Here is a 24,623-nt window from a genome sequence, read left to right as displayed (position 1 = left end):
TGAGGTTCAGTACCAGCGCTCTGCCTGATCCAGCGGTCGGCTGAGCCGATGCGTGCCGATCGCGTCTTCGCGTACGGCGCCGCCGCCGGCCTCCTCGGTGACCTGCTCCTCGGCGATCCTCGCCGCGGACACCCGGTCGCCGCGTTCGGGCGGGCCGCGGGTGCCGTGGAGCGCGTGCTGTGGCGGGACCACCGGGGGTGGGGCGCGCTGCACGCCGTTGTGTGCGCCGGTGGCGCCGTCGCCCTCGGCGCCGTCGCCGCCCGTGCCGTCCGTACGTCCCCTGCCGCTTTTGTCGCGCTCACCGGCGCCGCCGCCTGGGCCGTCGTCGGGGGGACTTCACTCGCGCGCGAGGCCCGGGGCATCGGGCGTGCGCTGGAGGCCGGGGACATCGAGGGTGCCCGCGCCCGGCTGCCCCACCTCTGCGGGCGGGATCCCCAGGCCCTGGACGCCGACGGGATCGCCCGCGCGGTTGTGGAGTCCGTCGCAGAGAACACGTCGGACGCGGTGGTGGGGGCGCTGGTGTGGGGGGCGGTGGGCGGAGTGCCGGGCCTGGTCGGCTTCCGGGCGGTGAACACCCTCGACGCGATGGTCGGTCACAAGTCGGCCAGGTACCGGAGGTTCGGGTGGGCCTCCGCGCGGCTGGACGATGTTGCCGGATGGCCCGGCGCCCGGCTGACCGCCGCACTGGCGGCGGTCGCCGGAGGTGATCCCCGCGGGGCGGCACGCGCCTGGCGTGCCGATGCGGTGAAGCATCCGAGTCCTAATGCCGGGCCTGTGGAGGCGTCGTTCGCGGGGGCGCTCGGGGTACGGCTCGGGGGGACGTTGGCGTATGGGGGGCGCGTGGAGCATCGGCCTGTGCTGAACGGGGAGGGGCGTTCTGTGCAAGTGGGGGACATCGAGAGGGCTGTTCGGTTGTCGCGGCGGGTTGGCTGGCTCGCGTGGGGGGTCACTGCTGCGGGTGCGCTGCTGCGGGGGCGGGTTGCGAGGCGCCCGGCGCTGCAGGCTGTGCCCACCAGTTCCGCCTTGCGGAACGACTGCCCACAGCAGTTGGGGGGCCTCTCATGACCGGCGGGGGTCTTCTCGTCGCCGGTACCACCTCCGACGCCGGCAAGAGTGTCGTCACCGCCGGGATCTGCCGTTGGCTGGTGCGGCAGGGTGTCAAGGTCGCGCCCTTCAAGGCGCAGAACATGTCCCTCAACTCGTTCGTGACACGGGAGGGCGCCGAGATCGGGCGGGCGCAGGCCATGCAGGCCCAGGCGTGCCGCGTCGAGCCGACCGCGTTGATGAACCCCGTGCTGCTCAAGCCCGGTGGCGAGCAGAGCAGTCAGGTCGTGCTGCTGGGGAAGCCAGTCGGTGAGCTGAGCGCGCGGGGATATCACGGCGGGCGGCAACAGAAGCTTCTGGGGACGGTGCTGGACTGCCTCGCCGAGTTGCGGGGCACGTATGACGCGGTGATCTGTGAGGGTGCCGGCAGTCCTGCCGAGATCAATCTGCGGCGCACCGACATCGTGAACATGGGGATCGCGCGCAACGCCCGGCTTCCCGTGCTCGTCGTCGGCGACATCGACCGGGGCGGCGTCTTCGCCTCCTTCTTCGGGACCGTCGCCCTGCTGTCTCCCGAGGACCAGGAGTTCGTCGCCGGGTTCCTCGTCAACAAGTTCCGGGGGGATGTCTCTCTGCTGGAACCCGGACTCGACATGCTGCACGGGCTCACGGGACGGCAGACGTACGGCGTCCTGCCCTTCCGCCACGGCCTCGGCATCGACGAGGAGGACGGGCTGCGGGTCTCCCTGCGCGGGACGGTCCGGGAGTCGAACGTCGCCCCGCCCGTCGGCGAGGACGTGCTCCGTGTCGCCGTGTGTGCGATCCCGCTGATGTCCAACTTCACGGATGTCGACGCGCTGGCCGCCGAACCCGGTGTCGTCGTGCGGTTCGTGGACCGGCCGGAGGAGCTTGCCGACGCCGACCTCGTAGTGATCCCGGGGACCCGGGGGACCGTACGCGCGCTGGAGTGGCTGCGGGAGCGGGGACTTGCGGAGGCCATCAAGCGCAGGGGCGCCGAGGGACGACCCGTCCTCGGCATCTGCGGTGGCTTCCAGGTCCTCGGCGAGCACATCGAGGACGAGGTCGAGAGCCGGCGAGGACATGTGGACGGACTCGGTGTCCTCCCCGTGCGGGTGCGGTTCGCCCGCGAGAAGACCCTCACCCGGCCCGTCGGCGAGGCCCTCGGCGAGCGGGTCGAGGGGTACGAGATCCATCACGGGGTCGCGGAGATCGACGGCGGCACCGCGTTCATCTCCGATGACATCGGACACAGCCTCGACGGCTGCCGCGTCGGCCAGACCTGGGGCACGCACTGGCACGGCTCGCTGGAGTCGGACGGTTTCCGGCGCGCCTTCCTGCGCGAGGTGGCGGCCGCCGCGGGCCGCCGTTTCGTGCCTGCCGCCGACACCTCTTTCGCCGCGCTGCGCGAGGAGCAGCTCGACCGGCTCGGCGACCTGATCGAACAGCACGCGGACACGGACGCGCTGTGGCGGCTCATCGAGTCCGGCGCGCCGCAAGGACTGCCTTTCATTCCACCGGGAGCGCCCGCATGAGCACAGTGTTGTTGTTGTCGACCGCCGACACGGATCTGCTGGCGGCCCGGGCGTCCGGTGCCTCGTACCGGATCGGCAACCCGACCCGGGTGGATGTGGCGGAGGAACTCCCCGCTCTCCTCGAGGGCGCCGACATCGCCGTCGTACGGCTGCTGGGCGGGAAGCGCGCCTGGGAGGACGGACTCGCCGCGCTCAAGGCGTCCGGTGTTCCGACGGTGCTGCTCGGTGGTGAGGCCGTTCCGGACGCGGAGCTGATGGCCGAGTCGTCCGCGCCCGCGGGTGTCGTGGCGGAGGCGCTGCGGTATCTCGTCGAGGGCGGGCCCGCCAACCTGACCGAGCTGGCGCGGTTCCTGTCCGACACCGTGCTGCTGACGGGCGAGGGGTTCGTCGAGCCCCAGAAGATGCCGGAGTACGGCGTCCATGGCGAGCGTGCCGTCGTGGACGGCCGCCCGACCGTCGGCGTGCTCTTCTACCGGGCTCATGAACTCAGCGGCAACACCGCCTTCGTGGACACCCTGTGCGACGCGATCGAGGCGCAGGGTGCCAACGCGCTGCCCGTGTACTGCGGTTCGCTGCGCGGCGCCGACGCCGGACTGTACGCGATCCTCGGGAAGGCCGACGCCCTCGTCGCCACCGTGCTCGCCGCCGGCGGCACGCACGCCTCGCAGGCCTCGGCGGGCGGCGACGAGGAGGCGTGGGACATCGGGGCGCTCGCGGACCTCAATGTCCCTGTCCTGCAAGGTCTTTGCCTGACCTCGTCCCGTGACGCCTGGGACGAGTCCGACGCCGCCCTCTCCCCCATGGACGCCGCGATGCAGGTCGCGATCCCGGAGTTCGACGGCCGTCTCATCACCGTCCCGTTCTCCTTCAAGGAGCCGGGCCCGGACGAGGTGCCGGTGTACGTCGCCGACCCGGAGCGGGCATCACGAGTCGCCGGGATCGCCGTACGGCACGCCCGGTTGAAGCACAAGCCGAACGCGGAGAAGAAGCTCGCGCTCGTCTTCACCGCGTACCCGACCAAGCACTCGCGCGTCGGCAACGCGGTCGGACTCGACACGCCCGCCTCGGCGGTAGGCGTGCTCGACGCGCTGCGGGACGCCGGTTACGGCCTGACCGAGTACCCGGCGGGCGGCGACGAGCTCATCCACCGTCTCATCGAGGCCGGCGGCCACGACGTCGAGTGGCTGACCGAGGAGCAGTTGGCCGCAGCGCCCGCGCGCGTGCCGCTCGCCGACTACCGCGCGTGGTTCGACGAGCTCGACCCGGAGCTGCGGGACGGGATGCTTCGGGCGTGGGGCGAGCCGCCGGGCTCCCTCTACGTCGACGGGGACGACATCGTGCTCGCCTCGCTGCGGTTCGGGAACGTCGTCGTGATGATCCAGCCGCCGCGCGGCTTCGGCGAGAACCCGATCGCGATCTATCACGACCCGGACATGCCGCCCTCTCACCACTACATGGCGGCCTACCGGTGGCTCGAGAACTCCTTCGGCGCCGACGCCCTCGTCCACATGGGCAAGCACGGCACGATGGAGTGGCTGCCGGGCAAGGGGCTGGGGCTCGGCGGGGGTTGTGCTCCGGACGCCGTCCTCGGTGATCTGCCCCTGATCTACCCCTTCATCGTCAACGACCCCGGCGAGGGCACCCAGGCCAAGCGGCGCGGGCACGCCACGGTCGTCGACCACCTCGTCCCGCCCATGGCGCGCGCCGACACCTACGGCGACCTGGCCAAGCTGGAGCAGCTCCTCGACGAGTACGCCCTCGTCTCCGATCTGGACCCGGCCAAGGCGCCCGCCGTACGCGCCCAGATCTGGACGCTGGTCAAGGCCGCCGAGCTGCACCACGACCTGCACGTGAACGAGCAGCCGGACGACGACGAGTTCGACGAGTTCGTCATGCACATCGACGGCTACCTGTGCGAGATCAAGGACGTGCAGATCCGCGACGGGCTCCACATCCTCGGTGGCGGTCCGGTCGGCGAGCCGCGTGTGAACCTCGTGCTCGCCGTGCTGCGCGCCTCGCAGGTGTGGGGCGGGCAGGCCAACGCGCTGCCGGGGCTGCGGGCATCACTGGCACAGCACTTCGGGCTGGTGGAGAAGGAGCTGCTCGCCGAGCCGGGAGCCGCGGTGAAGGTGCCGGTCGAGCTGAGCGACCTGGTCGAGGGGCCGTCCCGGACGGGCGCCGACGCGATCGACCTGCTGGAGCTGCTGTGCCGGCGGATCGCGGAGGGCATGGAGTCCCGGGCGTGGGACGTGTCGGCCGCCCCGGGTCTCGTGCGCGACACTCTCGGCGCCGAACTCCCGGACGCCGTCGCCGTGCTGGAATTCGCCTGCACCGAGGTCGTACCGCGGCTGGAGAGGACCACCGACGAGATCGGGCACATCCTCAAGGCCCTAGACGGCGGGTACGTGCCGGCCGGTCCGTCCGGGTCGCCGACCCGTGGCCTGGTCAACGTGCTGCCGACCGGCCGCAACTTCTACTCCGTCGATCCCAAGGCCATTCCGTCCCGGCTGAGCTGGGAGGTGGGGCAGTCGCTCGCCGACTCGCTGGTCCAGCGGTATCTGCAGGACACCGGCGAGTACCCGAAGTCCGTCGGTCTGACGGTCTGGGGAACGTCGGCCATGCGCACGCAGGGCGACGACATCGCCGAGATCCTCGCGCTGCTGGGCTGCCGCCCGGTCTGGGACGACGCCTCGCGCCGGGTGACCGGCTTCGAGGTCGTGCCCCTGGCCGAACTGGGCCGTCCCCGCATCGATGTGACCGTCCGTATCTCGGGCTTCTTCCGGGACGCGTTTCCGCACGTCGTCGGTCTGATCGACGACGCGGTGCGCGCGGTGGCCGAGCTGGACGAGCCCGGCGACCAGAACTTCATCCGCGCGCACGCCGACGCGGACACCGCCGGGCACGGCGACCGGCGACGGGCCACGGCTCGTATCTTCGGCTCCAAGCCCGGCGCTTACGGTGCCGGTCTGCTGCCGCTGATCGACGCGCGCAACTGGCGCTCCGACGCGGATCTGGCCGAGGTGTACGCCGTCTGGGGCGGGTACGCCTACGGGCGCGGGCTCGACGGGCGGGCGGCGCGCGGGGACATGGAGACGGCGTTCCGGCGGATCGCGGTCGCGGCCAAGAACGTGGACACGCGTGAGCACGACCTCGTCGACGCCGACGACTACTTCCAGTACCACGGCGGCATGGTCGCCATGGTGCGGCACCTGACGGGGGCCTCCCCCGAGGCGTACGTCGGTGACAGTGCCGTACCCGACCAGGTGAAGACCCGCACGCTCGGCGAGGAGACGCACCGCGTCTTCCGCGCGCGCGTCGTCAACCCGCGCTGGATGGCGGCCATGCGGCGGCACGGCTACAAGGGCGCCTTCGAGATGGCGGCGACGGTGGACTACCTCTTCGGGTACGACGCCACGGCGGGGGTCGTCGACGACTGGATGTACGAGAAGCTCAGCGCGGAGTACGTCTTCGACCAGGAGAACCGGGACTTCATGAAGAAGTCCAACCCGTGGGCCCTGCGGGGTATCACGGAACGGCTCCTCGAGGCGGCCGACCGCGGGCTGTGGGCCGAGCCGGACGCCGACACGATCGAGCGGCTGCGCGCCACCTACCTGGAGCTGGAAGGCGACTTGGAGGGCGACCAGTGACCACCCCGTTCCCGTTCACGGCCGTCGTCGGCCAGGACGACCTGCGGCTCGCGCTGCTGCTGAACGCCGTGTCCCCGGCGGTCGGCGGCGTGCTGGTGCGCGGGGAGAAGGGCACCGCGAAGTCGACGGCCGTACGCGCCCTTTCGGCGCTGCTGCCGGAGGTGGACGTCGTCGCCGGGTGCCGTTTCTCGTGCGACCCGGCCGCGCCCGACCCGGCGTGCCCGGACGGGCCGCACGAGGCCGGCAACGGCGGCAGGCGTCCGGCCCGCATGGTCGAACTCCCCGTCGGTGCCTCCGAGGACCGGCTCGTCGGCGCCCTCGACATCGAGCGGGCCCTCGCCGAGGGCGTGAAGGCCTTCGAGCCGGGCCTGCTCGCCGACGCGCACCGCGGGATCCTGTACGTCGACGAGGTCAACCTCCTCCACGACCACCTGGTCGACCTGCTCCTCGACGCGGCCGCGATGGGCGCCTCGTACGTAGAACGCGAGGGGGTCTCCGTACGGCATGCCGCGCGCTTCCTGCTCGTCGGAACCATGAACCCCGAAGAGGGCGAGCTGCGCCCGCAGTTGCTCGACCGGTTCGGGCTGACCGTCGAGGTCGCGGCCTCGCGGGAGCCCGACCAGCGGGTCGAGGTCGTCCGGCGGCGGCTCGCCTACGACGACGACCCGGCCGGTTTCGCCGCGCGCTGGGCGGCCGAGGAGGCCGCCGTACGGGCGCGGATCGTGGCGGCGCGCGAGCTGCTGCCGTCCGTGCGGCTGGGCGACGGGGCGCTGCGGCAGATCGCGGCGACCTGTGCCGCCTTCGAGGTGGACGGCATGCGCGCCGACATCGTGATGGCGCGTACGGCGACCGCGCTGGCCGCGTGGGCCGGGCGGACCGACGTACTCGCCGAGGACGTACGGCAGGCCGCGCTGCTCGCGCTGCCGCACCGGCGGCGCAGGAACCCCTTCGACGCGCCGGGCCTCGACGAGGACAAGCTCGACGAGACGCTGGAGGAGTTCTCCGGCGACGACGATCCCGATCCGGACGACGGCGGACCGGGCGGGGGCGGCGGGCAGCCGACCCCGGATGCCGGTCCGCGAGGCGGTGACACGGGCGCCCGCCCGGAGGCGGGTGACGGCGGCGAGCCGCAGGCATCGGGCTCCGGGGAGCAGTCCGCCGTACGGGCCGCCGAGCCGTTCCGCACCAAGGTGCTGAGCGTGCCCGGGATCGGTGAGGGTGCCGCCGGGCGGCGTTCGCGGGCGCGGACCGAGCACGGGCGGACGACCGGGGCCCGGCGGCCCCGCGGGACGCTCACCAAGCTGCACCTGGCGGCGACCGTGCAGGCGGCGGCGCCGCATCAGCGCGCGCGGGGAAGGTCGGGGCCGGGGCTCGTGGTGCGCCGGGACGATCTGCGGCAGGCGACCCGGGAGGGGCGCGAGGGCAACCTCGTGCTGTTCGTGGTGGACGCCTCGGGGTCGATGGCGGCGCGGCAGCGGATGAGTGCGGTGAAGGGTGCTGTGCTGTCGCTGCTCCTTGACGCGTATCAGCGGCGGGACAAGGTGGGGCTCGTGACATTTCGCGGGTCGGCCGCCGAGGTCGTGCTGCCGCCCACCTCGTCGGTCGACGCGGCGGCCGCCCGGCTGGAGTCGCTGCCGACCGGGGGGCGTACGCCGCTGGCGGCCGGGCTGCTGCGGGCGCATGACGTGCTCCGGGTCGAGCGGCTGCGGGATCCGGCGCGGCGGGCGCTCGTCGTGGTCGTCACGGACGGGCGGGCCACAGATGGAGGGGTGGCGCGATGGGGGTCCCCCCAGGCTTTCGGCTCTGGGGGAGCCTCCGGCCGGGGTGGTGGTCGGGCGACGGGTGGGACGGAGCCGGTCGCCCTCGCCGGGCGGGCGGCGCGGCTGTTCGCGGCCGAGGGCGTCGCGTCCGTGGTCGTGGACTGCGAGTCGGGGCCCGTGCGGCTGGGGCTGGCCGGGCAGCTCGCGGGTGAGCTGGGCGGTACGGCTGTGACGTTGGACGAGCTGCGGGCGGACTCGATCGCCGGGCTGGTCAGGGAAGTTCAGGGCGACAGGAGGGCCGCGTAATGCCTCAGGGACAGCCGAGCGTGATTCCGGACGACGGACTGACGACGCGTCAGCGCCGTAATCGGCCGCTCGTCGTCGTGCACACCGGGGTCGGCAAGGGCAAGTCGACCGCCGCCTTCGGGCTCGCGCTGCGCGCCTGGAACCAGGGGTGGCCGATCGGGGTGTTCCAGTTCGTCAAGTCGGCGAAGTGGAAGGTCGGCGAGGAGCGGGCGCTGCGCGTGCTCGGGGACTCCGGCGAGGGCGGGTCCGTCGCCTGGCACAAGATGGGTGAGGGCTGGTCGTGGGTGCAGCGCGACGCCCAGATGGACAATGAGGACAAGGCCCGCGAGGGGTGGGAGCAGGTCAAGCGGGACCTGGCCGCCGAGACGTACCAGTTGTACGTGCTCGACGAGTTCGCCTACCCGATGCACTGGGGATGGGTCGACACCGATGAGGTCGTCGACGTACTGCGGAACCGGCCGGGGACCCAGCATGTCGTGATCACCGGGCGGAACGCGCCCGAGAAGCTGGTCGACTTCGCCGATCTGGTCACGGACATGTCGAAGGTCAAGCATCCGATGGACGTCGGCCAGAAGGGCCAGAGGGGCATCGAGTGGTGACTGCTGTCCCCCGGTTGGTCGTTGCCGCGCCTGCTTCGGGCAGCGGCAAGACCACCGTTGCCACGGGGCTGATGGCCGCGTTCGCCGCGCGGGGGCTCGCCGTGTCCCCGCACAAGGTCGGGCCGGATTACATCGACCCGGGGTATCACGCGCTCGCGAGCGGGCGGGTGGGGCGGAACCTCGATGCCTATCTGTGCGGTCCGGAGCTGGTCGCTCCGTTGTTCCTGCACGGGGCCCTCGGGTGCGACGTCGCCGTCGTCGAGGGTGTCATGGGGATGTACGACGGGGCCGCGGGGGAGGGTGAACTGGCGTCCACCGCCCATGTGGCGAAGCTGCTGCGGGCGCCGGTTGTGCTCGTCGTGGACGCGTCGTCGCAGTCGCGGTCGGTGGCTGCGCTGGTGCACGGGTTCGCCTCGTGGGATCCGGAGGTGCGGGTCGGGGGCGTGATTCTGAACAAGGTCGCGTCGGATCGGCATGAGGGATTGCTGCGGGAGGCGTTGGACTCGGCTGGGGTGCCGGTGTTGGGTGTGCTGCGGAGGGTGGCTCAGGTGGATACGCCTTCGCGGCATCTGGGGTTGGTGCCGGTCGCCGAGCGGCGGGTCGAGGCGGTTGAGGCTGTCGCCGCGATGGCGGCGCAGGTGAGCGCGGGGTGCGATCTCGAAGCGCTGCTTGGTCTTGCGCGGAGTGCCGGTGCCTTGTCGGGTGCGGCTTGGGATCCGGCTGAGGCCGTGGCTGGGTCGCCCCCTCCGCCCCTTCCCTTCCCGTCCCTGGGGGCTGCGCCCCCAGACCCCCGCTTTCGGCCTGAACGGCCTCGTCCTCAAACGCCGGACGGGCTGAGATTCACCGACCTGGGCTCCAAGGTGAAGGTCGCCGTCGCGGGTGGTCCCGCTTTCACCTTCTCCTATGCCGAGCACACCGAGCTCCTCACCGCCGCGGGTGCCGAGGTCGTCCTCTTCGACCCCCTGCGTGACGAGCAACTGCCCGACGATACCGGCGGGTTGGTCATCGGTGGTGGTTTCCCCGAGGTGTACGCCGCCGAGTTGTCCGCCAACGAACCCCTGCGCAAGTCCGTCGCCGCCCTCGCGGAGCGCGGCGCTCCCGTCGCCGCCGAGTGTGCCGGGCTGCTCTATCTGTGCCGGGAGCTGGACGGGCAGCCGATGTGCGGGGTGCTCGACGCCACCGCGCGCATGGACGACAGGCTCACCCTCGGGTACCGGGACGCCGTCGCCGTGAGCGACAGCGTGCTCGCCGTCGCCGGGACCCGGATGCGCGGGCACGAGTTCCACCGGACGGTCGTCGAGCCGGGCTCGGGGGCGGCCCCTGCGTGGGGAGTGCGGGCGCCCGAGCGGCGCGTCGAGGGATTCGTACAGCGCGGCGTGCACGCGAGTTATCTGCACACGCACTGGGCGTCGCAGCCCGGTGCGGCCCGTCGGTTCGTGGAGAGGTGCCGGACGTCATGAGCAGCAGGCTGGTCGGAGTCGGGGTCGGGCCCGGGGATCCGGAGCTGGTGACCGTCAAGGGCGTCAACGCGCTGCGTGCCGCCGACGTCGTCGTCGTACCCGTGATGGACACGGGGGAACAGGGGCGGGCCGAGGCGACCGTTGTGCACTACGTGCCCGAGGACAAGGTCGTGCGGGTCGTGTTCGCGCTCAACGAGCGGACGGACCGGGCGCGGCGGGAGGCGGCGTGGGACGCGGCCGGTGAACGGGTGGCGCAGTTGCTGACGGCGCACGGCTCCGTCGCCTTCGCGACCATCGGCGACCCCAACGTGTACTCGACGTTCACCTATCTCGCGCAGACCATCGGCGAGCTGGTGCCGGGTGTCGTGGTCGAGACCGTGCCCGGGATCACCGCCATGCAGGATCTCGCGGCGCGGTCGGGGGCCGTGCTGACGGAGGGGACCGAGCCGCTCACGCTCGTGCCCGTGACCGCGGGGGCGTCCGTGCTCAAGGACGCGCTGGCCGGGCCCGGGACCGTCGTCGCCTACAAGTTCGGGCGGCAGGCGGGCGAGGTCGCCGAGGCGTTGCGGGAGACCGGGCGGATCGACGACGCCGTGTGGGGGGCTTCCCTCGGGCTGCCCGGGGAGTCCATCCGGCCGGCCGCCGATCTCGACGGTGCTCCCCTGCCGTACCTCTCCACGCTCATCGCGCCCGCGCGGCGCGACGGCGGGCGGGGCGGCAAGCTGTGACGGTCCTCGGATCAACCGGCCAGACCCACCACCAGCCAGATGAACGCCGCCCCCGCGATCGTGCACAGCAGCGTCGAGCGGGCGGGGTGCTCGTGGTGGGCCTCGGGGAGAATCTCGGCGGCCGCCAGGTACAGCAGTGCGCCGCCGAAGAGGCCCAGGTAGCCGCCGAGCAGTCCCTCCGGGATGGTGACGAACGTGGTCGAGGCCGCGCCGACGACCGGTGCCGCCGCGTCCGCGAAGAGCATGGCGAGCGCCCTGCGACGGGCGTTCCCGTACAGGCTCGTGATCGTGTACGTGTTGAAACCGTCCGCGAAGTCGTGGGCGATGACCGCCAGTGCGACGGCCACTCCCATGCCGCCGCCGACCTGGAAGGCCGCGCCGATCGCCACGCCGTCCATCGCGCTGTGGCCGACCATCGCGGCCGCCGCCGTGAGGCCCACCTGGGGAGCGCGGCCGTCCCGCTCCTCGGCGCCGTGCGCGGCCTGGCGGTGCGCCAGCAGGCGTTCCACCAGGTGGGCCAGCAGGAAGCCGGCGACGAACAGGAGCAGGGCGGCCGGTACGCCGTACACCTCGGTGCCCGCCACCTCCAGTGCCTCCGGCAGCAGGTCCAGGCCGACCACGCCCAGCATCAGTCCGCCGGCCAGCCCCAGGACGAGATGGCGGCGGTCGGTCACCCGCTGTGCCGTCCAGCCGCCGGCCAGCGTCATGAGGAACGCGCCGAGCGCGACGAAGACGGCCATGTGCCCTTGGTATCCGATCAGCACCCGTCGGCGCACGTCCGACGGCTGATCACGTACTGACTTGTTGTAGACGAGAGGACCGATTCCCATGGCCGATGCCCCCACCGGCAAGGTGACGTTCGTCGGTGCCGGCCCCGGCGCCGCCGACCTGCTGACGTTCCGTGCCGCGCGTGCCATCGCGGAGGCCGATGTCGTGATCTGGGCCGCGAGCCTGGTCCAGGCGGAGGTCCTCGAGCACGCGGGCGAGGACGCGGAGATCCTCGACTCGGCGACGATGTCGCTGGAGGACGTCGTCGCCGTGTACGAGCGGGCCCGCGCACAGGGGCTGCGCGTCGCCCGTATCCACTCCGGTGATCCCGCTCTGTGGGGCGGCACTCAGGAGCAGCTCGACCGTTGTGCAGAGATCGGCATCGAGACGGAGATCGTGCCCGGTGTGTCCTCCTTCTCCGCGGTCGCCGCGCTCGCGCAGCGCGAGCTGACCATTCCCGAGGTCGCGCAGTCGGTCGTCCTCACCCGGCTCGGCGGCGGCAAGACGCCGATGCCGCCCGGTGAGGAGGTGCGCGAGTTCGCCCGGCACGGCACCACCATGGCGATCTTCCTGTCGGCGGCGCGCAGCGGGCAGCTGGTGCGGGAGCTGCTGGAGGGCGGCTATCCGACGGACACCCCGGTCGTCGTGGCGTACCAGGCGACCTGGCCGGAGGAGCTGGTCGTGCGGTGCACGATCGGCACGCTGGAGGAGACGGTCAAGGAGCACAAGCTCTGGAAGCACACCCTGTTCCTGGTCGGCCCGGCCCTCGACGCGCACGGCACCCGCTCGCACCTGTACCACCCGGGCCACTTCCACGGGTTCCGCAAGGCCGACCCGGAGGCCCGCAAGGCCCTGCGCGCGCGGGGTGCGGGCACATGACCGCGGTGATCACCGTCGTCGGTACGGGGACGGGTGCGCCGGTCGACGAAGACGTCCTCGGCGGGGCCGAGCTGGTGGTCGGCGGGCGGCGGCATCTGGAGGCCGTACGGCTGCCGGAGGCGGCGGAGCGTGTCGTCCTGGGACCGCTGGCGCCCGCCCTCGACGTCATCGGGGAGTACGTGGAGAAGGAGCGGCCGGTCGTCGTGCTGGCCTCCGGTGATCCCGGGTTCTTCGGGATCGTGCGGGCGCTGGCCGAGCGGTTCGGTCCCCGTCGGCTCCATGTCCGGCCGGGCGTCTCCTCCGTCGCCGCCGCCTTCGCGCGGATCGGGCTGCCCTGGGACGACGCCGCGGTCGTCAGCGCGCACGGGCGTGATCTGCGGACGGCCGTCAATGTGTGCCGGGCGCGGCCCAAGGTCGCGGTCCTGACGGGGCCGGGTGCGGGGCCGCGCGAGTTGGGGGCCGCGCTGGTGCGTACGGGCGGCTCGCGGGTCCTGGTCGTCGCGTCGTCGCTCGGCTCGCGGGACGAGAGCGTCGAGCAGGTCACGCCGGCCGAGGCCGCGGGCCGCGAGTGGGGTCCGGCGGTGAGTGTGGTGCTGTGCCTGGACGAGACTCGGGCGCCGGCTGCCGTGCGCACGATCGCCGGACCGCCGGACCGGCCCGCCGGATGGGCCCTGGACGAGACCGGCTTCGCCCACCGCGACTCGATGATCACCAAGTTCGAGGTGCGGGCCCTCGCCCTGGCCCGGCTCGGGCCGCGCCTGGGCGACCTGGTGTGGGACGTGGGCGCGGGTTCCGGTTCGGTGGCCGTCGAGTGCGCGCGGCTCGGCGCCGCCGTCACCGCCGTCGAGAAGACCGCGGACGGCGTCGAGCGGATCCGTGCCAACGCCGGCGCGCACGGCGTCGACGTCCACGTCGTGCACGGGGCGGCGCCGACCGTGCTGTCCGGCCTCGACGAGCCCGACGCCGTGTTCGTCGGCGGCGGGGGCCGCGAGCTGCCGGAGATCGTGACGGCGTGCGCGCGGCGTGCGCGGCGGACGGTGGTCGTCGCCATGGCGGCGCTCGACCGGGTGCCGGCGGCGCGCGAGGCGCTCACGGGCGCCGGGTTCGACTGCGACGGCGTGCTGCTGCAGTCGTCGCGTCTGGCACCGCTGCCGGGGGACGTGACCCGGCTCGCGGCGACCAATCCCGTTTTCCTGCTGTGGGGCGTCAGGTCTCCAGTACGTACCGAAGAAGGAGTTGCCCTGTGATCGGCCTCATTTCCGCCACCGCGGCGGGGGCGGCGGCGCGCGACCGGCTGGCCGCGGCGTGGCCGGACCGCACGCGGGTGTACGACGGGCCCGTCGGGGACGCCGTGCGGCGGGCGTTCGCGGAGTGTGAGCAGCTCGTGTGCTTCCTCGCCACGGGGGCGGTCGTACGGCTGGTCGCTCCGCTGCTCGCCGACAAGGCGTCCGATCCCGGTGTGGTGTGTGTCGACGAGGCCGGGCGGTTCGCCGTGTCGCTGGTGGGCGGGCACGGCGGCGGAGCGAACGAACTCGCGTGCGCGGTCGGGGAGTTGCTGGGGGCCGAGCCCGTGGTGACCACGGCGACCGATGCGGTGGGCGTGCCGGGCCTGGACACGCTCGGAATGCCGGTGGCGGGGGATGTGGCCGGTGTCTCGCGGGCCGTCCTCGACGGTGAGCGGGTGGCGCTGAAGGCGGAGGTGGCCTGGCCGCTTCCTCCGCTCCCGGTCGCAGCGGAGGGAACCCACTCCATCCGCGTGACGGACCGTCACATCGAGCCCGGCGACCGCGAGGTGGTGCTCCACCCGCCGACTCTCGTCGTCGGCGTCGGCGCCTCCAAGGGTGCCCCCGCCGAAGAGGTGCTCACGCTGGTCGAGGGTGCGCTGCGGGATGCGGGACTGTCCGCCCAGAGCGTCGCCGAACTGGCCACCGTGGACGCCAAGGCCGGCGAGCCCGGCATCGTCGAGGCCGCCCAGCGGCTCGGCGTTCGCCTGGTCACCCACTCCGCCGAGGAGTTGGCGCGGGTCGAGGTCCCCAACCCTTCCGACGCCCCCCTCGCCGCCGTGGGCACCCCCTCCGTCGCCGAGGCCGCCGCGCTCGTGGGCGGGGGTGAACTCCTCGTCCCCAAGCGGAAGTCGCAGCGGCCGGACGGTCTGCCCGCCATGGCGACCTGTGCCGTCGTACGACGTGCCGCGCGCGGGCGGCTCGCGGTGGTCGGGCTCGGGCCGGGCGCCCGGGACCTGCTCACGCCGCGTGCCAGGGCGGAGCTGCGGCGTGCCTCCGTCCTCGTCGGCCTCGATCAGTACGTCGACCAGATCCGCGATCTCCTGCGGCCCGGCACCCGGATCCTGGAGTCGGGTCTCGGGGCGGAGGAGGAGCGGGCTCGTACCGCTGTCGCGGAGGCCCGGCGCGGGCACGCCGTCGCGCTGATCGGGAGCGGCGACGCGGGCGTGTACGCCATGGCCTCTCCCGCGCTCGCCGAGGCGTCCGACGACATCGACGTGATCGGCGTCCCCGGCGTCACCGCCGCCCTCGCGGCCGCCGCGATCCTCGGTGCGCCGCTGGGCCACGACCACGTGTCGATCAGCCTGTCCGATCTGCACACGCCCTGGGAGGTCATCGAACGGCGGGTGCGGGCCGCCGCAGAGGCGGACATCGTCGTGACCTTCTACAACCCGCGCAGCCGGGGCCGCGACTGGCAGCTGCCGAAGGCGCTCGCGATCCTCGCGGAGCACCGGGAGCCGACGACGCCGGTCGGTGTCGTACGCAACGCGTCGCGGCCGGACGAGTCCGGTCGGCTCACGACACTGGGCGCCCTCGACCCGGCGACGGTCGACATGATGACGGTCGTGACCGTCGGCAACACGGCGACCCGGGACATCGCGGGGCGCATGGTGACGCCCCGCGGCTACCGCTGGCAGGAGGAGCCGAAATGAACCGTGTGGTCCACCCCATCGAGCAGGAGTCCTTCCGGCGGCTGCGCGCCCGTCTGGACACCTCGCACTTCCCGCCGCTGACCCGCGCGGTGGTGGAGCGGGTCATCCACTCCGCCGCCGACCTCGACTACGCCGGCGATCTCGTCATGGACGAGGCGGAGTTGGAGAAGGCGCACGCCGCCCTGCACGGCGGGGCGCCCGTCGTCGTCGACGTGGAGATGGTCGCGGCCGGGATCACCCGGCGGGCCACCGTGTGCCGGCTGAAGGACGCCCGGTCCGGGCCGGGGCTGACGCGTTCGGCGCATGCGATCCGGCTGGCGTACGAGCAGGTCGGGCCCGGCGCGCTGTGGGTGATCGGCTGTGCGCCGACCGCCCTGGAGGAGCTGCTGACGCTGGACGCCTCCCCCGCGCTCGTCATCGGCCTGCCCGTCGGTTTCGTCGGCGCGGCCGAGTCCAAGGCCGCGTTGCGCGAGAGCGGGCTGCCCGCCGTGAGCAACGTGTCCGAGAAGGGCGGTTCGGCGGTCGCCGCGGCCGCGCTCAACGCCCTGCTGTACCACCCGATTTCTGCCGAGGAGAACCCGTGACCACCCCGCCGCCCGCCCTGCTCATCGCCGGCCATGGCACCCGCGACGATGCCGGAGCCGAGGCGTTCCGCGACTTCGTCCGGGAGTTGGGGCGCCGCCACCCCGAACTGCCCGTCGCGGGCGGTTTCATCGAGCTGTCCCCGCCGCCCCTTGCCGAGGCGGTGACGGAGCTGGTCGAACGGGGTGTACGGCGCTTCGCCGCCGTTCCGCTGATGCTGGTGTCCGCCGGGCACGCCAAGGGGGACATCCCGGCGGCGCTGGCCCGCGAGAAGGAACGGCACCCCGGGATCTCGTACACGTACGGGCGCCCCCTGGGCCCGCATCCCTCGCTGCTGTCCGTGCTGGAGAGGCGGCTGGACGAGGCGCTGGGCGGGACGGCCCGCACTCCGCGGGACCGGGCGGACGTGACCGTGCTGCTGGTCGGCCGCGGGTCCACCGATCCCGACGCCAACGCCGAGGTGTACAAGGCGGCGCGGCTGCTGTGGGAGGGACGCGGTTACGCCGGCGTGGAGACGGCGTTCGTGTCGCTGGCGGCGCCGGACGTGCCGAGCGGTTTGGACCGGTGCGTGAGGCTGGGGGCGCGTCGGATCGTCGTCCTGCCCTACTTCCTCTTCACGGGCATCCTGCCGGACCGGGTGCGGCAGCAGACGGAGGGCTGGGCGGACGCGCATCCGGAGGTCGAGGTGCGCTCGGCGGACGTCATCGGGCCCGAGCCGGAGCTGCTCGATCTGGTGATGGAGCGGTACGAGGAGGCGGTGAAGGGCGATCTGCGGATGAACTGCGACTCGTGCGTGTACCGGATCGCGCTGCCGGGGTTCGAGGACAAGGTGGGCCTGCCGCAGCAGCCGCACTTCCACCCGGACGACGACGGACATCATCACCATGACGGCCATCACCACGGAGGGCACGCGCATTCCCATGCACACTGACGGGCACGACCTGCGCCACCACGGGGACTCCGAGGTGCGCGACGACGGGGCAACACTGGTCGACCTGGCCGTGAACGTCCGCGCCGACACTCCCCCGGCGTGGCTGCGCGAGCACATCGCCGCCTCCCTCGGCGGGCTCGCGGCCTACCCGGACGGGCGGACCGCGCGGGCGGCGGTGGCGGCGCGGCACGGGCTGCCGCCGGAGCGGGTGCTGCTGACGGCGGGCGCGGCGGAGGCGTTCGTGCTGCTCGCCCGCGCCCTGAAGGTCCGCCGGCCGGTGGTCGTGCATCCGCAGTTCACGGAGCCGGAGGCGGCGCTGCGGGCCGCCGGGCACAGCGTGGACCGGGTGCTGCTGCGGGAGGCGGACGGCTTCCGTCTCGACCCGGCGGTCGTCCCCGAGGAGGCCGACCTGGTGGTGATCGGCAACCCGACGAACCCGACGTCGGTGCTGCACCCGGCAAAGACCATCGCCCGACTCGCCCGGATCGGGCGGACGTTGGTGGTCGACGAGGCGTTCATGGACGCGGTGCCGGGCGAGCGGGAGGCGCTGGCGGGGCGTACGGACGTGCCCGGGCTGGTCGTCCTGCGCAGCCTGACGAAGACGTGGGGCCTGGCCGGGCTGCGGATCGGCTACGTCCTCGCCGACCCCGGGACGATCGCGGAGCTGGAGCGGGCGCAGCCGCTGTGGCCGGTGTCCACGCCGGCGCTGGCGGCGGCGGAGGCATGTGTGTCACCGCGCGCGCTCGCGGAGGCGGCGCACGCGGCGCACCGCGTCGCCGCGGACCGGGCGCATCTCGTCGCGGGACTGGCGGAGTTCGCGGAAGCCGGGGTGCGGGTCGCCGGGCCCGCGGAGGGCCCGTTCGTCCTCGTACGCCTGCCGCGGGCCGCGGCGGTGCGGCGGCATCTGCGTGAACTCGGGTTCGCGGTCCGGCGCGGGGACACGTTTCCCGGGCTGGACGAGGAGTGGCTGCGGCTGGCGGTGCGGGACCGGGGGACGGTGAACGGGTTCCTGCCGGCGCTGGCCCGGGCGCTTTCGTCGGCGCATCGCTGAAGGGGCAGCGCCCCGGGATGGGACGGCTGGCCGTCGGCTAGCCGACGATCCGTCCGTTGAGGACCACCCGTCGCGGTGCTGCCAGCACCCGTACGTCCGCACGCGGGTCGGTCTCGTAGACGACCAGGTCCGCGGCCGCGCCCTCCTCCAGTCCCGGTCGGCCGAGCCAGCTGCGGGCCGCCCAGGTGGTCGCCGCGAGGGCCTCGACGCGTGGGATGCCCGCCCGCACCAGTTCGGCCACCTCTCCGGCGACCAGACCATGCGCCAGGTGACCCCCCGCGTCCGTACCGACGTACACCGGCACGCCGGCGTCGTAGGCGGCACGGACCGTGTCGTAGCGGCGGTCGTGCAGCCGTCGCATGTGGTCCGCCCAGCGCGGGAACCGGGTCTCACCGCCGGCCGCGAGCTGCGGGAAGGTGGCGATGTTGACCAGCGTCGGGACGATGGCGACTCCGCGCGAGGCGAAGAGCGGGATCAGCTCCTGCGTCAGTCCCGTCGCGTGTTCGATGCAGTCGATGCCCGATTCCACCAGGTCCTGCAACGACTCCTCCGCGAAGCAGTGCGCCGTCACGCGCGCGCCCAGCCGGTGCGCCTCCGCGATCGCCGCCTGCGTCGCCTCCCGCGGCCAGCAGGCCGACAGGTCGCCCAGCTCACGGTCGATCCAGTCGCCGACCAGCTTCACCCAGCCGTCACCGCGCCGGGCCTCCCGGGCGACATACGCGACCAGGTCGTCCGGCTCGATCTCGTGCGCGTAGCCCCGCATGTAGCGGCGGGTCCGGGCGATGTGGCGGCCTGCCCGGATGATCTTCGGGAGGTCCTCGCGGTCGTCGATCCAGCGGGTGTCGGAGGGCGAGCCCGCATCCCGGATGAGGAGGGTGCCGGCGTCCCTGTCGGTCAGGGCCTGCTTCTCCGCCACGTCCTCGTCGACCGGACCGTGCGGGCCGAGGCCGACATGACAGTGGGCGTCGACCAGGCCGGGCAGCGCCCAGCCCTCGACGGTGCGGATGTCACGGGCGCCGACGGGGCGGTCGTAGGAGATCCGGCCGTCGACCACCCACAGCTCGTCGCGGACCTGGTCCTCGTCCGGGCCGACGAGGACCCGGCCCTTCATGTGCAGCACCGCCTGATCGCTCATGTACTGCACCCTAATCAAGCTGTGGGCCGGCCTTGCCCACCTGGTCCGACGTCTCCTCCTCGATCTCCGCCATCGCGGGGTCGAGGAGGCGGGAGAGGAAGTGCCGGGTGCGTTCGTGACTCGGATTGCCGATGACCCGGGCGGGGGCGCCGTCCTCGACGACCACCCCGCCGTCCATGAAGACCACCCGGTCGGCGACCTCGCGGGCGAAGGTCATCTCGTGGGTGACGACCATCATCGTCATGCCCTCGTTCGCGAGCATGCGCATGACGGCCAGGACGTCGCCCACCAGCTCCGGGTCGAGCGCCGACGTCGGCTCGTCGAACAGCATCACCTCGGGGCCCATCGCCAGCGACCGGGCGATGGCCACGCGCTGCTGCTGGCCGCCGGAGAGCGAGGCGGGGTAGGCGTTCGCCTTCTCCGACAGGCCGACGCGTTCCAGGTTCTCGGCGGCCACCCGGGCGGCCGTCGCCTTGTCGCGCCTCAGCACGCGCCGCTGCGGCAGGGTGAGGTTCTCGGTCACCGTGAGGTGCGGGAACAGGTTGAACTGCTGGAAGACCATGCCGATACGGCGGCGTGCGGCGTCGATGTCGACGTCGGGGTCCGTGAGTTCGGTGCCGCCGACGAAGACCTGTCCCTTCGTCGGCTCCTCAAGCAGGTTCACGCACCTGAGCAGCGTGGACTTGCCGGAGCCGGACGGGCCGATCACGCACACGACCTCGCCCTGGCCGATCTCCAGGTCGATGCCGCGCAGCACCTCGTTGTCACCGAAGGACTTGTGCAGGTCCCTGACCTGGATCTCCGGTCGGCTCATTGCACGGCCTCCTGGGCCTTCGCCTCCATACGGCGTACGACGAAGCCGAGCGGGATAGTGACCAGCAGGTAGCACAGGCCGGCGACCAGGATCGGCGTGGAGTTGGCGGTCTGGCTGGCCAGGTCACGCCCGTACTTCGACAGTTCGCGCTCCTCGAGGGTGACGCCGAGGAACAGCACGAGGGAGGAGTCCTTGAAGAGCAGGACCAGTTCGTTGGTGAGCGGCGGGAGGATGATCCTGAACGCCTGCGGGATGATGATCGAGATCATCGCCCGGGCCGGTGAGAACCCCAGAGAGCGGGCGGCCTCCATCTGGCCCTTGGGCACCGCCTGGATGCCCGCGCGGATCGTCTCCGCCATGTACGCGGCCGCCACCAGGCCGAGCGCGAGGGCGACCTTGCCGTAGGTGCCGCCGGGAATCTCCGTGCCGGGGAAGGCGAGGGGCACGGCGACACCGATGAAGATGAAGATCAGCAGGGCGGGCAGGCCGCGGAAGATCTCGATGTAGACCCCGGCGAGCCAGCGGTACGGGCCCACGGACGACAGTCGCATCAGCGCGATGACCATGCCGAGGGCCAGCCCGACCGCGAAGCCGGACACCGTGTAGAGCACGGTGTTCTTCAGTGCGAGCGTGATGACGTCGGGGAACATCTGGTCCGCGATGTCCTTCTGCGCGAACTGGTTGCGCAGCCGCCCCCAGTCCGCCGCGACCGCGAAGGCGATCACGGCCGCGACGAAGACGAGGTACTGGATGCCGCGAGAGAGGCTGCGCCTCTGGCGCCGGGTCAGTCCCTTTTTCCTCGGGCCGAGTTGTACGTCCGTGGAGGTCATGACGCCGAAGGGGAGGCCGCGGACTCGTCGTACGGGCCGATCCACTGCTCGTACAGCTTCTTGTACGTGCCGTCGGCCTTCGCGTCGGCGAGCGCCTTGTTGATCGCCGCGAGCAGCTTGGTGTTGCCCTTCTTCACCGTGAAGCCGTACTGCTCACCGGTGTTGAGGTTGTCGGCGACCTGGAAGGCGTCCGCGTTGGCCTTGTCCTTCAGCCAGCCCTGGACGACCGGGTAGTCGATGATGACGGCCTTGACCTGGCCGGAGCGCAGGCCGTTGAGGACGGCGTCGGACGACTCGAAGGAGACCGGGTCGAAGCCCTTGCTCTTGGCGTAGTCCTCGCCGGTGGTCTGCGCCTGGGCGCCGAGCTTCGCACCCTTGGACTTCACGTCGGCAAGGGAGTTGATGCCGCTGTCCTTGTCGACCAGGACGGCCTGGGTGGCGTCGAAGTACGGGTCCGAGAAGTCGACGTTCTTCTTGCGCTCCTCGGTGATGGTCATGCCGGCCGCGCCGAGGTCGCACTGCCCGGAGTTGAGGAACGCGCCGGTCTTGAAGTTCTCGAACGGTGTGTCGAGGATCTCCTGCCTCACGCCCAGGTTCTCGGCGACCAGGTCGATGAGGGAGACGTCGAAGCCCTGCACCTTGCCGTCGATCTCCGACTGGAAGGGCGGGTACGGCAGGTGCGTACAGGTGGTGAGCTGCCCGGCCTTGACGAGTTCGACGCCACCGGCGGCGGTCTTCGTGCCGCTGCCCCCGTTGTCGTCCGAGGAGCAGCCGGCCACGAGCACCAGCCCGGCCGTCGCGGTGGTGGCGGCCAGGATGCGGGCCCGGCGCCCGAGGATCGTCTTCACGGGGGAGCCTCCTATGCGGGAACTGTGGGTTCCGATTATAAGGAGAAGTTTGAGATCCTCAAAATAAACCCATGGTTGCAGGGCCGCCGGACCTAAGAAGTTGGGAGTGGGAGGGATCCAAGGGGCGACCGGCCTGGCGGTGCCCTTCCTCCGGCCGCACCTCTCGGTGCCGGACTGGAAGGAGCACTGGACCGACGGGGACCGAGTCTGAATTCCAGGTAATTGCTCTATTATTTCACCCTCCCTTTCAAGGGTAGCTTCCCGCGTTCTTCTGCCCGCTTTCCATCGACCTAAACGCAAAGATTCTGCGAACAATGGCAGGCATAATTCGAGTGGGTCTCGTGAGGGTTACGCCCCTGTGACGCGTTCCACAAGGTGACCGTTATGCGGCTTATCAGCGGGATAAAATGCCGCATTTCGTCGCCTTCTCGCACACCGGCACGCGCCCGCGTGATAACACAGGAACAGCCGCGACATAACCCCGACCGGCCATGCAATTTTGAATTTCCCTCGCTAAATTCAATTCGCATGACTGCCGCACAAGCAGACCTGCTCATCGACCGCCCGTCGGTGGCGGACGGAACTGCGCTCTGGCGTATCGCCAAGGACTCCGTAACCCTCGACCTGAACTCCTCGTACAGCTACCTGCTGTGGTGCCGTGACTTCGCCGGCACCTCGGCGGTGGCGCGCAGAGAGGACGGGGAGCCGGTCGGGTTCGTCACCGGGTATGTGCGGCCGGAGCGTCCGCGCACCCTGCTCGTCTGGCAGGTCGCGGTCGACGCGGCCTACCGGGGGCACGGGCTCGCCGCGGCCCTGCTCGACGGGCTGACCGCGCGGATCGGCGCCGAGCGCGGGCTGAACTGCGTCGAGACCACGATCACACCGGGCAACACCGCCTCCGAGCGGCTGTTCACCTCGTACGCCGCGCGCCACGGCGCCACCGTCGAGCGGGAGGTCCTGTTCGACACGGGCCTGTTCCCCGACGGTCCGCACGACCCCGAAGTCCTGTACCGCATCGGTCCCCTCTCCCTCTGACCCCCCACACCGAGGAGCGATTCACCGTGACCATCACCCAGCCCGACCTCAGCGTCTTCGAGACCCTGGAGTCCGAGGTGCGCAGCTACTGCCGCGGCTGGCCCACCGTCTTCGACCGTGCCCGGGGCAGCCGGATGCACGACGAGGACGGCCACACGTACCTGGACTTCTTCGCCGGTGCCGGATCACTCAACTACGGCCACAACAACCCCGTGCTCAAACGGGCGTTGATCGACTACCTGGAGCGGGACGGCGTCACCCACGGGCTCGACATGTCCACCGCCGCCAAGCGGACCTTCCTGCAGACCTTCCAGGACCTGGTGCTGCGGCCGCGCGACCTGCCGTACAAGGTCATGTTCCCGGGGCCGACCGGCACCAACGCCGTGGAGTCCGCGCTGAAGCTGGCACGGAAGGTGAAGGGGCGCGAGGCGATCGTGTCGTTCACCAACGCCTTCCACGGCATGTCGCTCGGGTCGCTGGCCGTGACCGGCAACGCCTTCAAGCGGGCCGGGGCGGGCATCCCGCTCGTGCACGGCACCCCGATGCCGTTCGACAACTACTTCGACGGCAAGGTCCCCGACTTCCTCTGGTTCGAGCGTCTGCTCGAGGACCAGGGGTCCGGGCTCAACAAACCCGCCGCCGTGATCGTGGAGACCGTGCAGGGCGAGGGCGGCATCAACGTTGCGCGCCCGGAGTGGCTGCGCGCCCTCGCCGGCCTGTGCGAGCGCCAGGACATGCTGCTGATCGTCGACGACATCCAGATGGGCTGCGGGCGCACCGGCGCGTTCTTCTCCTTCGAGGAGGCCGGGATCGTGCCCGACGTCGTCACCGTGTCCAAGTCCATCAGCGGGTACGGCCTTCCGATGTCGCTCTGCCTGTTCAAGCCGGAGCTGGACGTCTGGGAGCCCGGCGAGCACAACGGCACGTTCCGCGGCAACAACCCCGCCTTCGTCACAGCCACCGCCGCCCTGGAGACGTACTGGGCGGACGGGTCGGCGATGGAGAAACAGACCCGGGCCCGCGGCGAGCAGATCGAGCAGGGGCTCATCGCCATCACCGAGGAGAACCTCGCCGACGTCAAGGAGTACCGGGGCCGGGGTCTGGTGTGGGGCCTGGAGTTCCACGAGAAGGCGCGGGCCGAGCAGGTCGCGCGGCGCGCGTTCGAGCTGGGGCTGCTCATCGAGACCTCCGGCCCGGAGAGCGAGGTCGTCAAGCTGCTGCCCGCCCTCACCATCACGCCCGACGAACTGGACGAGGGGCTGCGCGTCCTCGCCCGTGCCGTCAGGGAGACCGTCCAGCAAGGAGGAAGTACAGCACCGTGATCGTCCGTTCGTTCAAGGACATCGAAGGCACCGACCGGCACGTGAAGGCGGCGTCCGGCACATGGGAGAGCAAACGCATCGTCCTCGCCAGGGAGAGGGTCGGTTTCTCCCTCCACGAGACGATTCTGTACGCGGGTACGGAGACGTCCATGTGGTACGCGAACCACATCGAGGCCGTCGTCTGCGTGGAGGGCGAGGCCGAGCTCACCGACAACGAGACCGGGCGGTCGTACACGATCACGCCCGGCACCATGTACCTCCTGGACGGGCACGAGAGGCACACGCTGCGGATCAAGGAGGACTTCCGCTGCATCTGTGTCTTCAACCCGCCCGTGACCGGCCGGGAGGACCACGACGAGAACGGTGTCTACCCCCTGCTGACCGAGGAGGTGTGAA

Annotated in this window: 21 protein-coding genes; 16 read left to right on the top strand and 5 right to left on the bottom strand. The window is 71.8% G+C overall.

What is annotated here, in order from left to right; all coding sequences use genetic code 11:
- Positions 1 to 48 precede the first annotated feature (48 nt).
- From ABZO29_RS34525 to cobI, 7 genes are read left to right on the top strand one after another with little or no spacing between them, the layout of a single operon-like run.
- Positions 49 to 1,065 (top strand): cobalamin biosynthesis protein, encoded by a 1,017-nt coding sequence (locus ABZO29_RS34525; RefSeq protein ID WP_367324110.1) that lies wholly within the window; start codon positions 49 to 51, stop codon positions 1,063 to 1,065.
- Positions 1,062 to 2,597 carry a cobyric acid synthase gene (locus ABZO29_RS34520; protein ID WP_367324109.1) on the top strand — a complete coding sequence of 512 codons (1,536 nt, stop codon included), beginning with the start codon at positions 1,062 to 1,064 and terminating at the stop codon, positions 2,595 to 2,597. The genes ABZO29_RS34525 and ABZO29_RS34520 overlap by 4 nt, the downstream gene beginning before the upstream one ends.
- Complete coding sequence (cobN, locus tag ABZO29_RS34515; RefSeq protein WP_367324108.1) at positions 2,594 to 6,244, top strand: cobaltochelatase subunit CobN; 3,651 nt, start codon at positions 2,594 to 2,596, stop codon at positions 6,242 to 6,244. Before ABZO29_RS34520 ends, cobN begins: the two co-directional genes overlap by 4 nt.
- Entirely contained in the window at positions 6,241 to 8,310 is a 2,070-nt protein-coding gene (locus ABZO29_RS34510; protein WP_367324107.1) for a putative cobaltochelatase, read from the top strand. Before cobN ends, ABZO29_RS34510 begins: the two co-directional genes overlap by 4 nt.
- Positions 8,310 to 8,909, top strand: a complete 600-nt coding sequence (gene cobO / locus ABZO29_RS34505) for a cob(I)yrinic acid a,c-diamide adenosyltransferase (RefSeq protein WP_367324106.1) — start codon at positions 8,310 to 8,312, stop codon at positions 8,907 to 8,909. Before ABZO29_RS34510 ends, cobO begins: the two co-directional genes overlap by 1 nt.
- Positions 8,903 to 10,369, top strand: coding sequence for a cobyrinate a,c-diamide synthase (locus tag ABZO29_RS34500; protein ID WP_367324105.1), 1,467 nt, complete (start codon positions 8,903 to 8,905; stop codon positions 10,367 to 10,369). The genes cobO and ABZO29_RS34500 overlap by 7 nt, the downstream gene beginning before the upstream one ends.
- Positions 10,366 to 11,097, top strand: coding sequence for a precorrin-2 C(20)-methyltransferase (gene cobI / locus ABZO29_RS34495; RefSeq protein ID WP_367324104.1), 732 nt, complete (start codon positions 10,366 to 10,368; stop codon positions 11,095 to 11,097). Before ABZO29_RS34500 ends, cobI begins: the two co-directional genes overlap by 4 nt.
- Positions 11,098 to 11,108: 11 nt before the next feature.
- Here the strand turns inward: cobI and ABZO29_RS34490 are convergent, their stop codons facing one another.
- Entirely contained in the window at positions 11,109 to 11,837 is a 729-nt protein-coding gene (locus ABZO29_RS34490; RefSeq protein ID WP_367326324.1) for a ZIP family metal transporter, read from the bottom strand.
- Positions 11,838 to 11,925: 88 nt separating this feature from the next.
- On the opposite strand from ABZO29_RS34490, the gene cobM reads away from it, so the two are divergent.
- From cobM to cobC, 6 genes are read left to right on the top strand one after another with little or no spacing between them, the layout of a single operon-like run.
- The gene (cobM, locus tag ABZO29_RS34485) at positions 11,926 to 12,744 is read left to right on the top strand and encodes a precorrin-4 C(11)-methyltransferase (protein WP_367324103.1); all 819 of its coding nucleotides are present in this window, start codon (positions 11,926 to 11,928) and stop codon (positions 12,742 to 12,744) included.
- A 5-nt stretch (positions 12,745 to 12,749) separates the two neighbouring features.
- On the top strand, positions 12,750 to 13,991 hold the full coding sequence (cbiE, locus tag ABZO29_RS34480; RefSeq protein WP_367326323.1) for a precorrin-6y C5,15-methyltransferase (decarboxylating) subunit CbiE: 1,242 nt from the start codon (positions 12,750 to 12,752) through the stop codon (positions 13,989 to 13,991).
- Complete coding sequence (gene cobJ / locus ABZO29_RS34475) at positions 13,988 to 15,679, top strand: precorrin-3B C(17)-methyltransferase (RefSeq protein ID WP_367324102.1); 1,692 nt, start codon at positions 13,988 to 13,990, stop codon at positions 15,677 to 15,679. Before cbiE ends, cobJ begins: the two co-directional genes overlap by 4 nt.
- Positions 15,676 to 16,263 carry a precorrin-8X methylmutase gene (locus ABZO29_RS34470; RefSeq protein ID WP_367324101.1) on the top strand — a complete coding sequence of 196 codons (588 nt, stop codon included), beginning with the start codon at positions 15,676 to 15,678 and terminating at the stop codon, positions 16,261 to 16,263. The genes cobJ and ABZO29_RS34470 overlap by 4 nt, the downstream gene beginning before the upstream one ends.
- The gene (locus tag ABZO29_RS34465) at positions 16,260 to 17,192 is read left to right on the top strand and encodes a sirohydrochlorin chelatase (RefSeq protein WP_367324100.1); all 933 of its coding nucleotides are present in this window, start codon (positions 16,260 to 16,262) and stop codon (positions 17,190 to 17,192) included. The genes ABZO29_RS34470 and ABZO29_RS34465 overlap by 4 nt, the downstream gene beginning before the upstream one ends.
- Complete coding sequence (gene cobC, locus ABZO29_RS34460; RefSeq protein WP_367326322.1) at positions 17,182 to 18,243, top strand: Rv2231c family pyridoxal phosphate-dependent protein CobC; 1,062 nt, start codon at positions 17,182 to 17,184, stop codon at positions 18,241 to 18,243. The genes ABZO29_RS34465 and cobC overlap by 11 nt, the downstream gene beginning before the upstream one ends.
- Before the next feature lie 37 nt (positions 18,244 to 18,280).
- Here cobC and ABZO29_RS34455 read toward each other — a convergent pair whose 3' ends face one another.
- Genes ABZO29_RS34455 through ABZO29_RS34440 form a run of 4 tightly spaced genes read right to left on the bottom strand, consistent with a single transcriptional unit; the run spans position 18,281 to position 21,870 of the window.
- The gene (locus ABZO29_RS34455) at positions 18,281 to 19,378 is read right to left on the bottom strand and encodes an amidohydrolase family protein (protein WP_367324099.1); all 1,098 of its coding nucleotides are present in this window, start codon (positions 19,376 to 19,378) and stop codon (positions 18,281 to 18,283) included.
- Positions 19,379 to 19,388: 10 nt separating this feature from the next.
- Positions 19,389 to 20,192, bottom strand: coding sequence for an amino acid ABC transporter ATP-binding protein (locus ABZO29_RS34450; protein ID WP_367324098.1), 804 nt, complete (start codon positions 20,190 to 20,192; stop codon positions 19,389 to 19,391).
- Positions 20,189 to 21,022 carry an amino acid ABC transporter permease gene (locus ABZO29_RS34445; RefSeq protein ID WP_367324097.1) on the bottom strand — a complete coding sequence of 278 codons (834 nt, stop codon included), beginning with the start codon at positions 21,020 to 21,022 and terminating at the stop codon, positions 20,189 to 20,191. Before ABZO29_RS34445 ends, ABZO29_RS34450 begins: the two co-directional genes overlap by 4 nt.
- The gene (locus ABZO29_RS34440) at positions 21,019 to 21,870 is read right to left on the bottom strand and encodes a transporter substrate-binding domain-containing protein (RefSeq protein ID WP_367324096.1); all 852 of its coding nucleotides are present in this window, start codon (positions 21,868 to 21,870) and stop codon (positions 21,019 to 21,021) included. Before ABZO29_RS34440 ends, ABZO29_RS34445 begins: the two co-directional genes overlap by 4 nt.
- 528 nt (positions 21,871 to 22,398) lie before the next feature.
- Between ABZO29_RS34440 and ectA the strand changes: the two genes are divergently transcribed.
- Genes ectA through ABZO29_RS34425 form a run of 3 tightly spaced genes read left to right on the top strand, consistent with a single transcriptional unit; the run spans position 22,399 to position 24,622 of the window.
- Positions 22,399 to 22,905 (top strand): diaminobutyrate acetyltransferase, encoded by a 507-nt coding sequence (gene ectA, locus ABZO29_RS34435; RefSeq protein WP_367324095.1) that lies wholly within the window; start codon positions 22,399 to 22,401, stop codon positions 22,903 to 22,905.
- Between the two features lie 26 nt (positions 22,906 to 22,931).
- Complete coding sequence (ectB, locus tag ABZO29_RS34430; protein ID WP_367324094.1) at positions 22,932 to 24,227, top strand: diaminobutyrate--2-oxoglutarate transaminase; 1,296 nt, start codon at positions 22,932 to 22,934, stop codon at positions 24,225 to 24,227.
- Positions 24,224 to 24,622, top strand: coding sequence for an ectoine synthase (locus tag ABZO29_RS34425; protein ID WP_367324093.1), 399 nt, complete (start codon positions 24,224 to 24,226; stop codon positions 24,620 to 24,622). Before ectB ends, ABZO29_RS34425 begins: the two co-directional genes overlap by 4 nt.
- Position 24,623 lies beyond the last annotated feature (1 nt).

It is taken from the genome of Streptomyces sp. HUAS ZL42 (assembly GCF_040782645.1).
Taxonomy (GTDB): Bacteria; Actinomycetota; Actinomycetes; order Streptomycetales; family Streptomycetaceae; genus Streptomyces.
The sequence above is the reverse complement of the archived record's forward strand: the minus strand, read 5'-3'. Positions and strand labels throughout refer to the sequence as shown.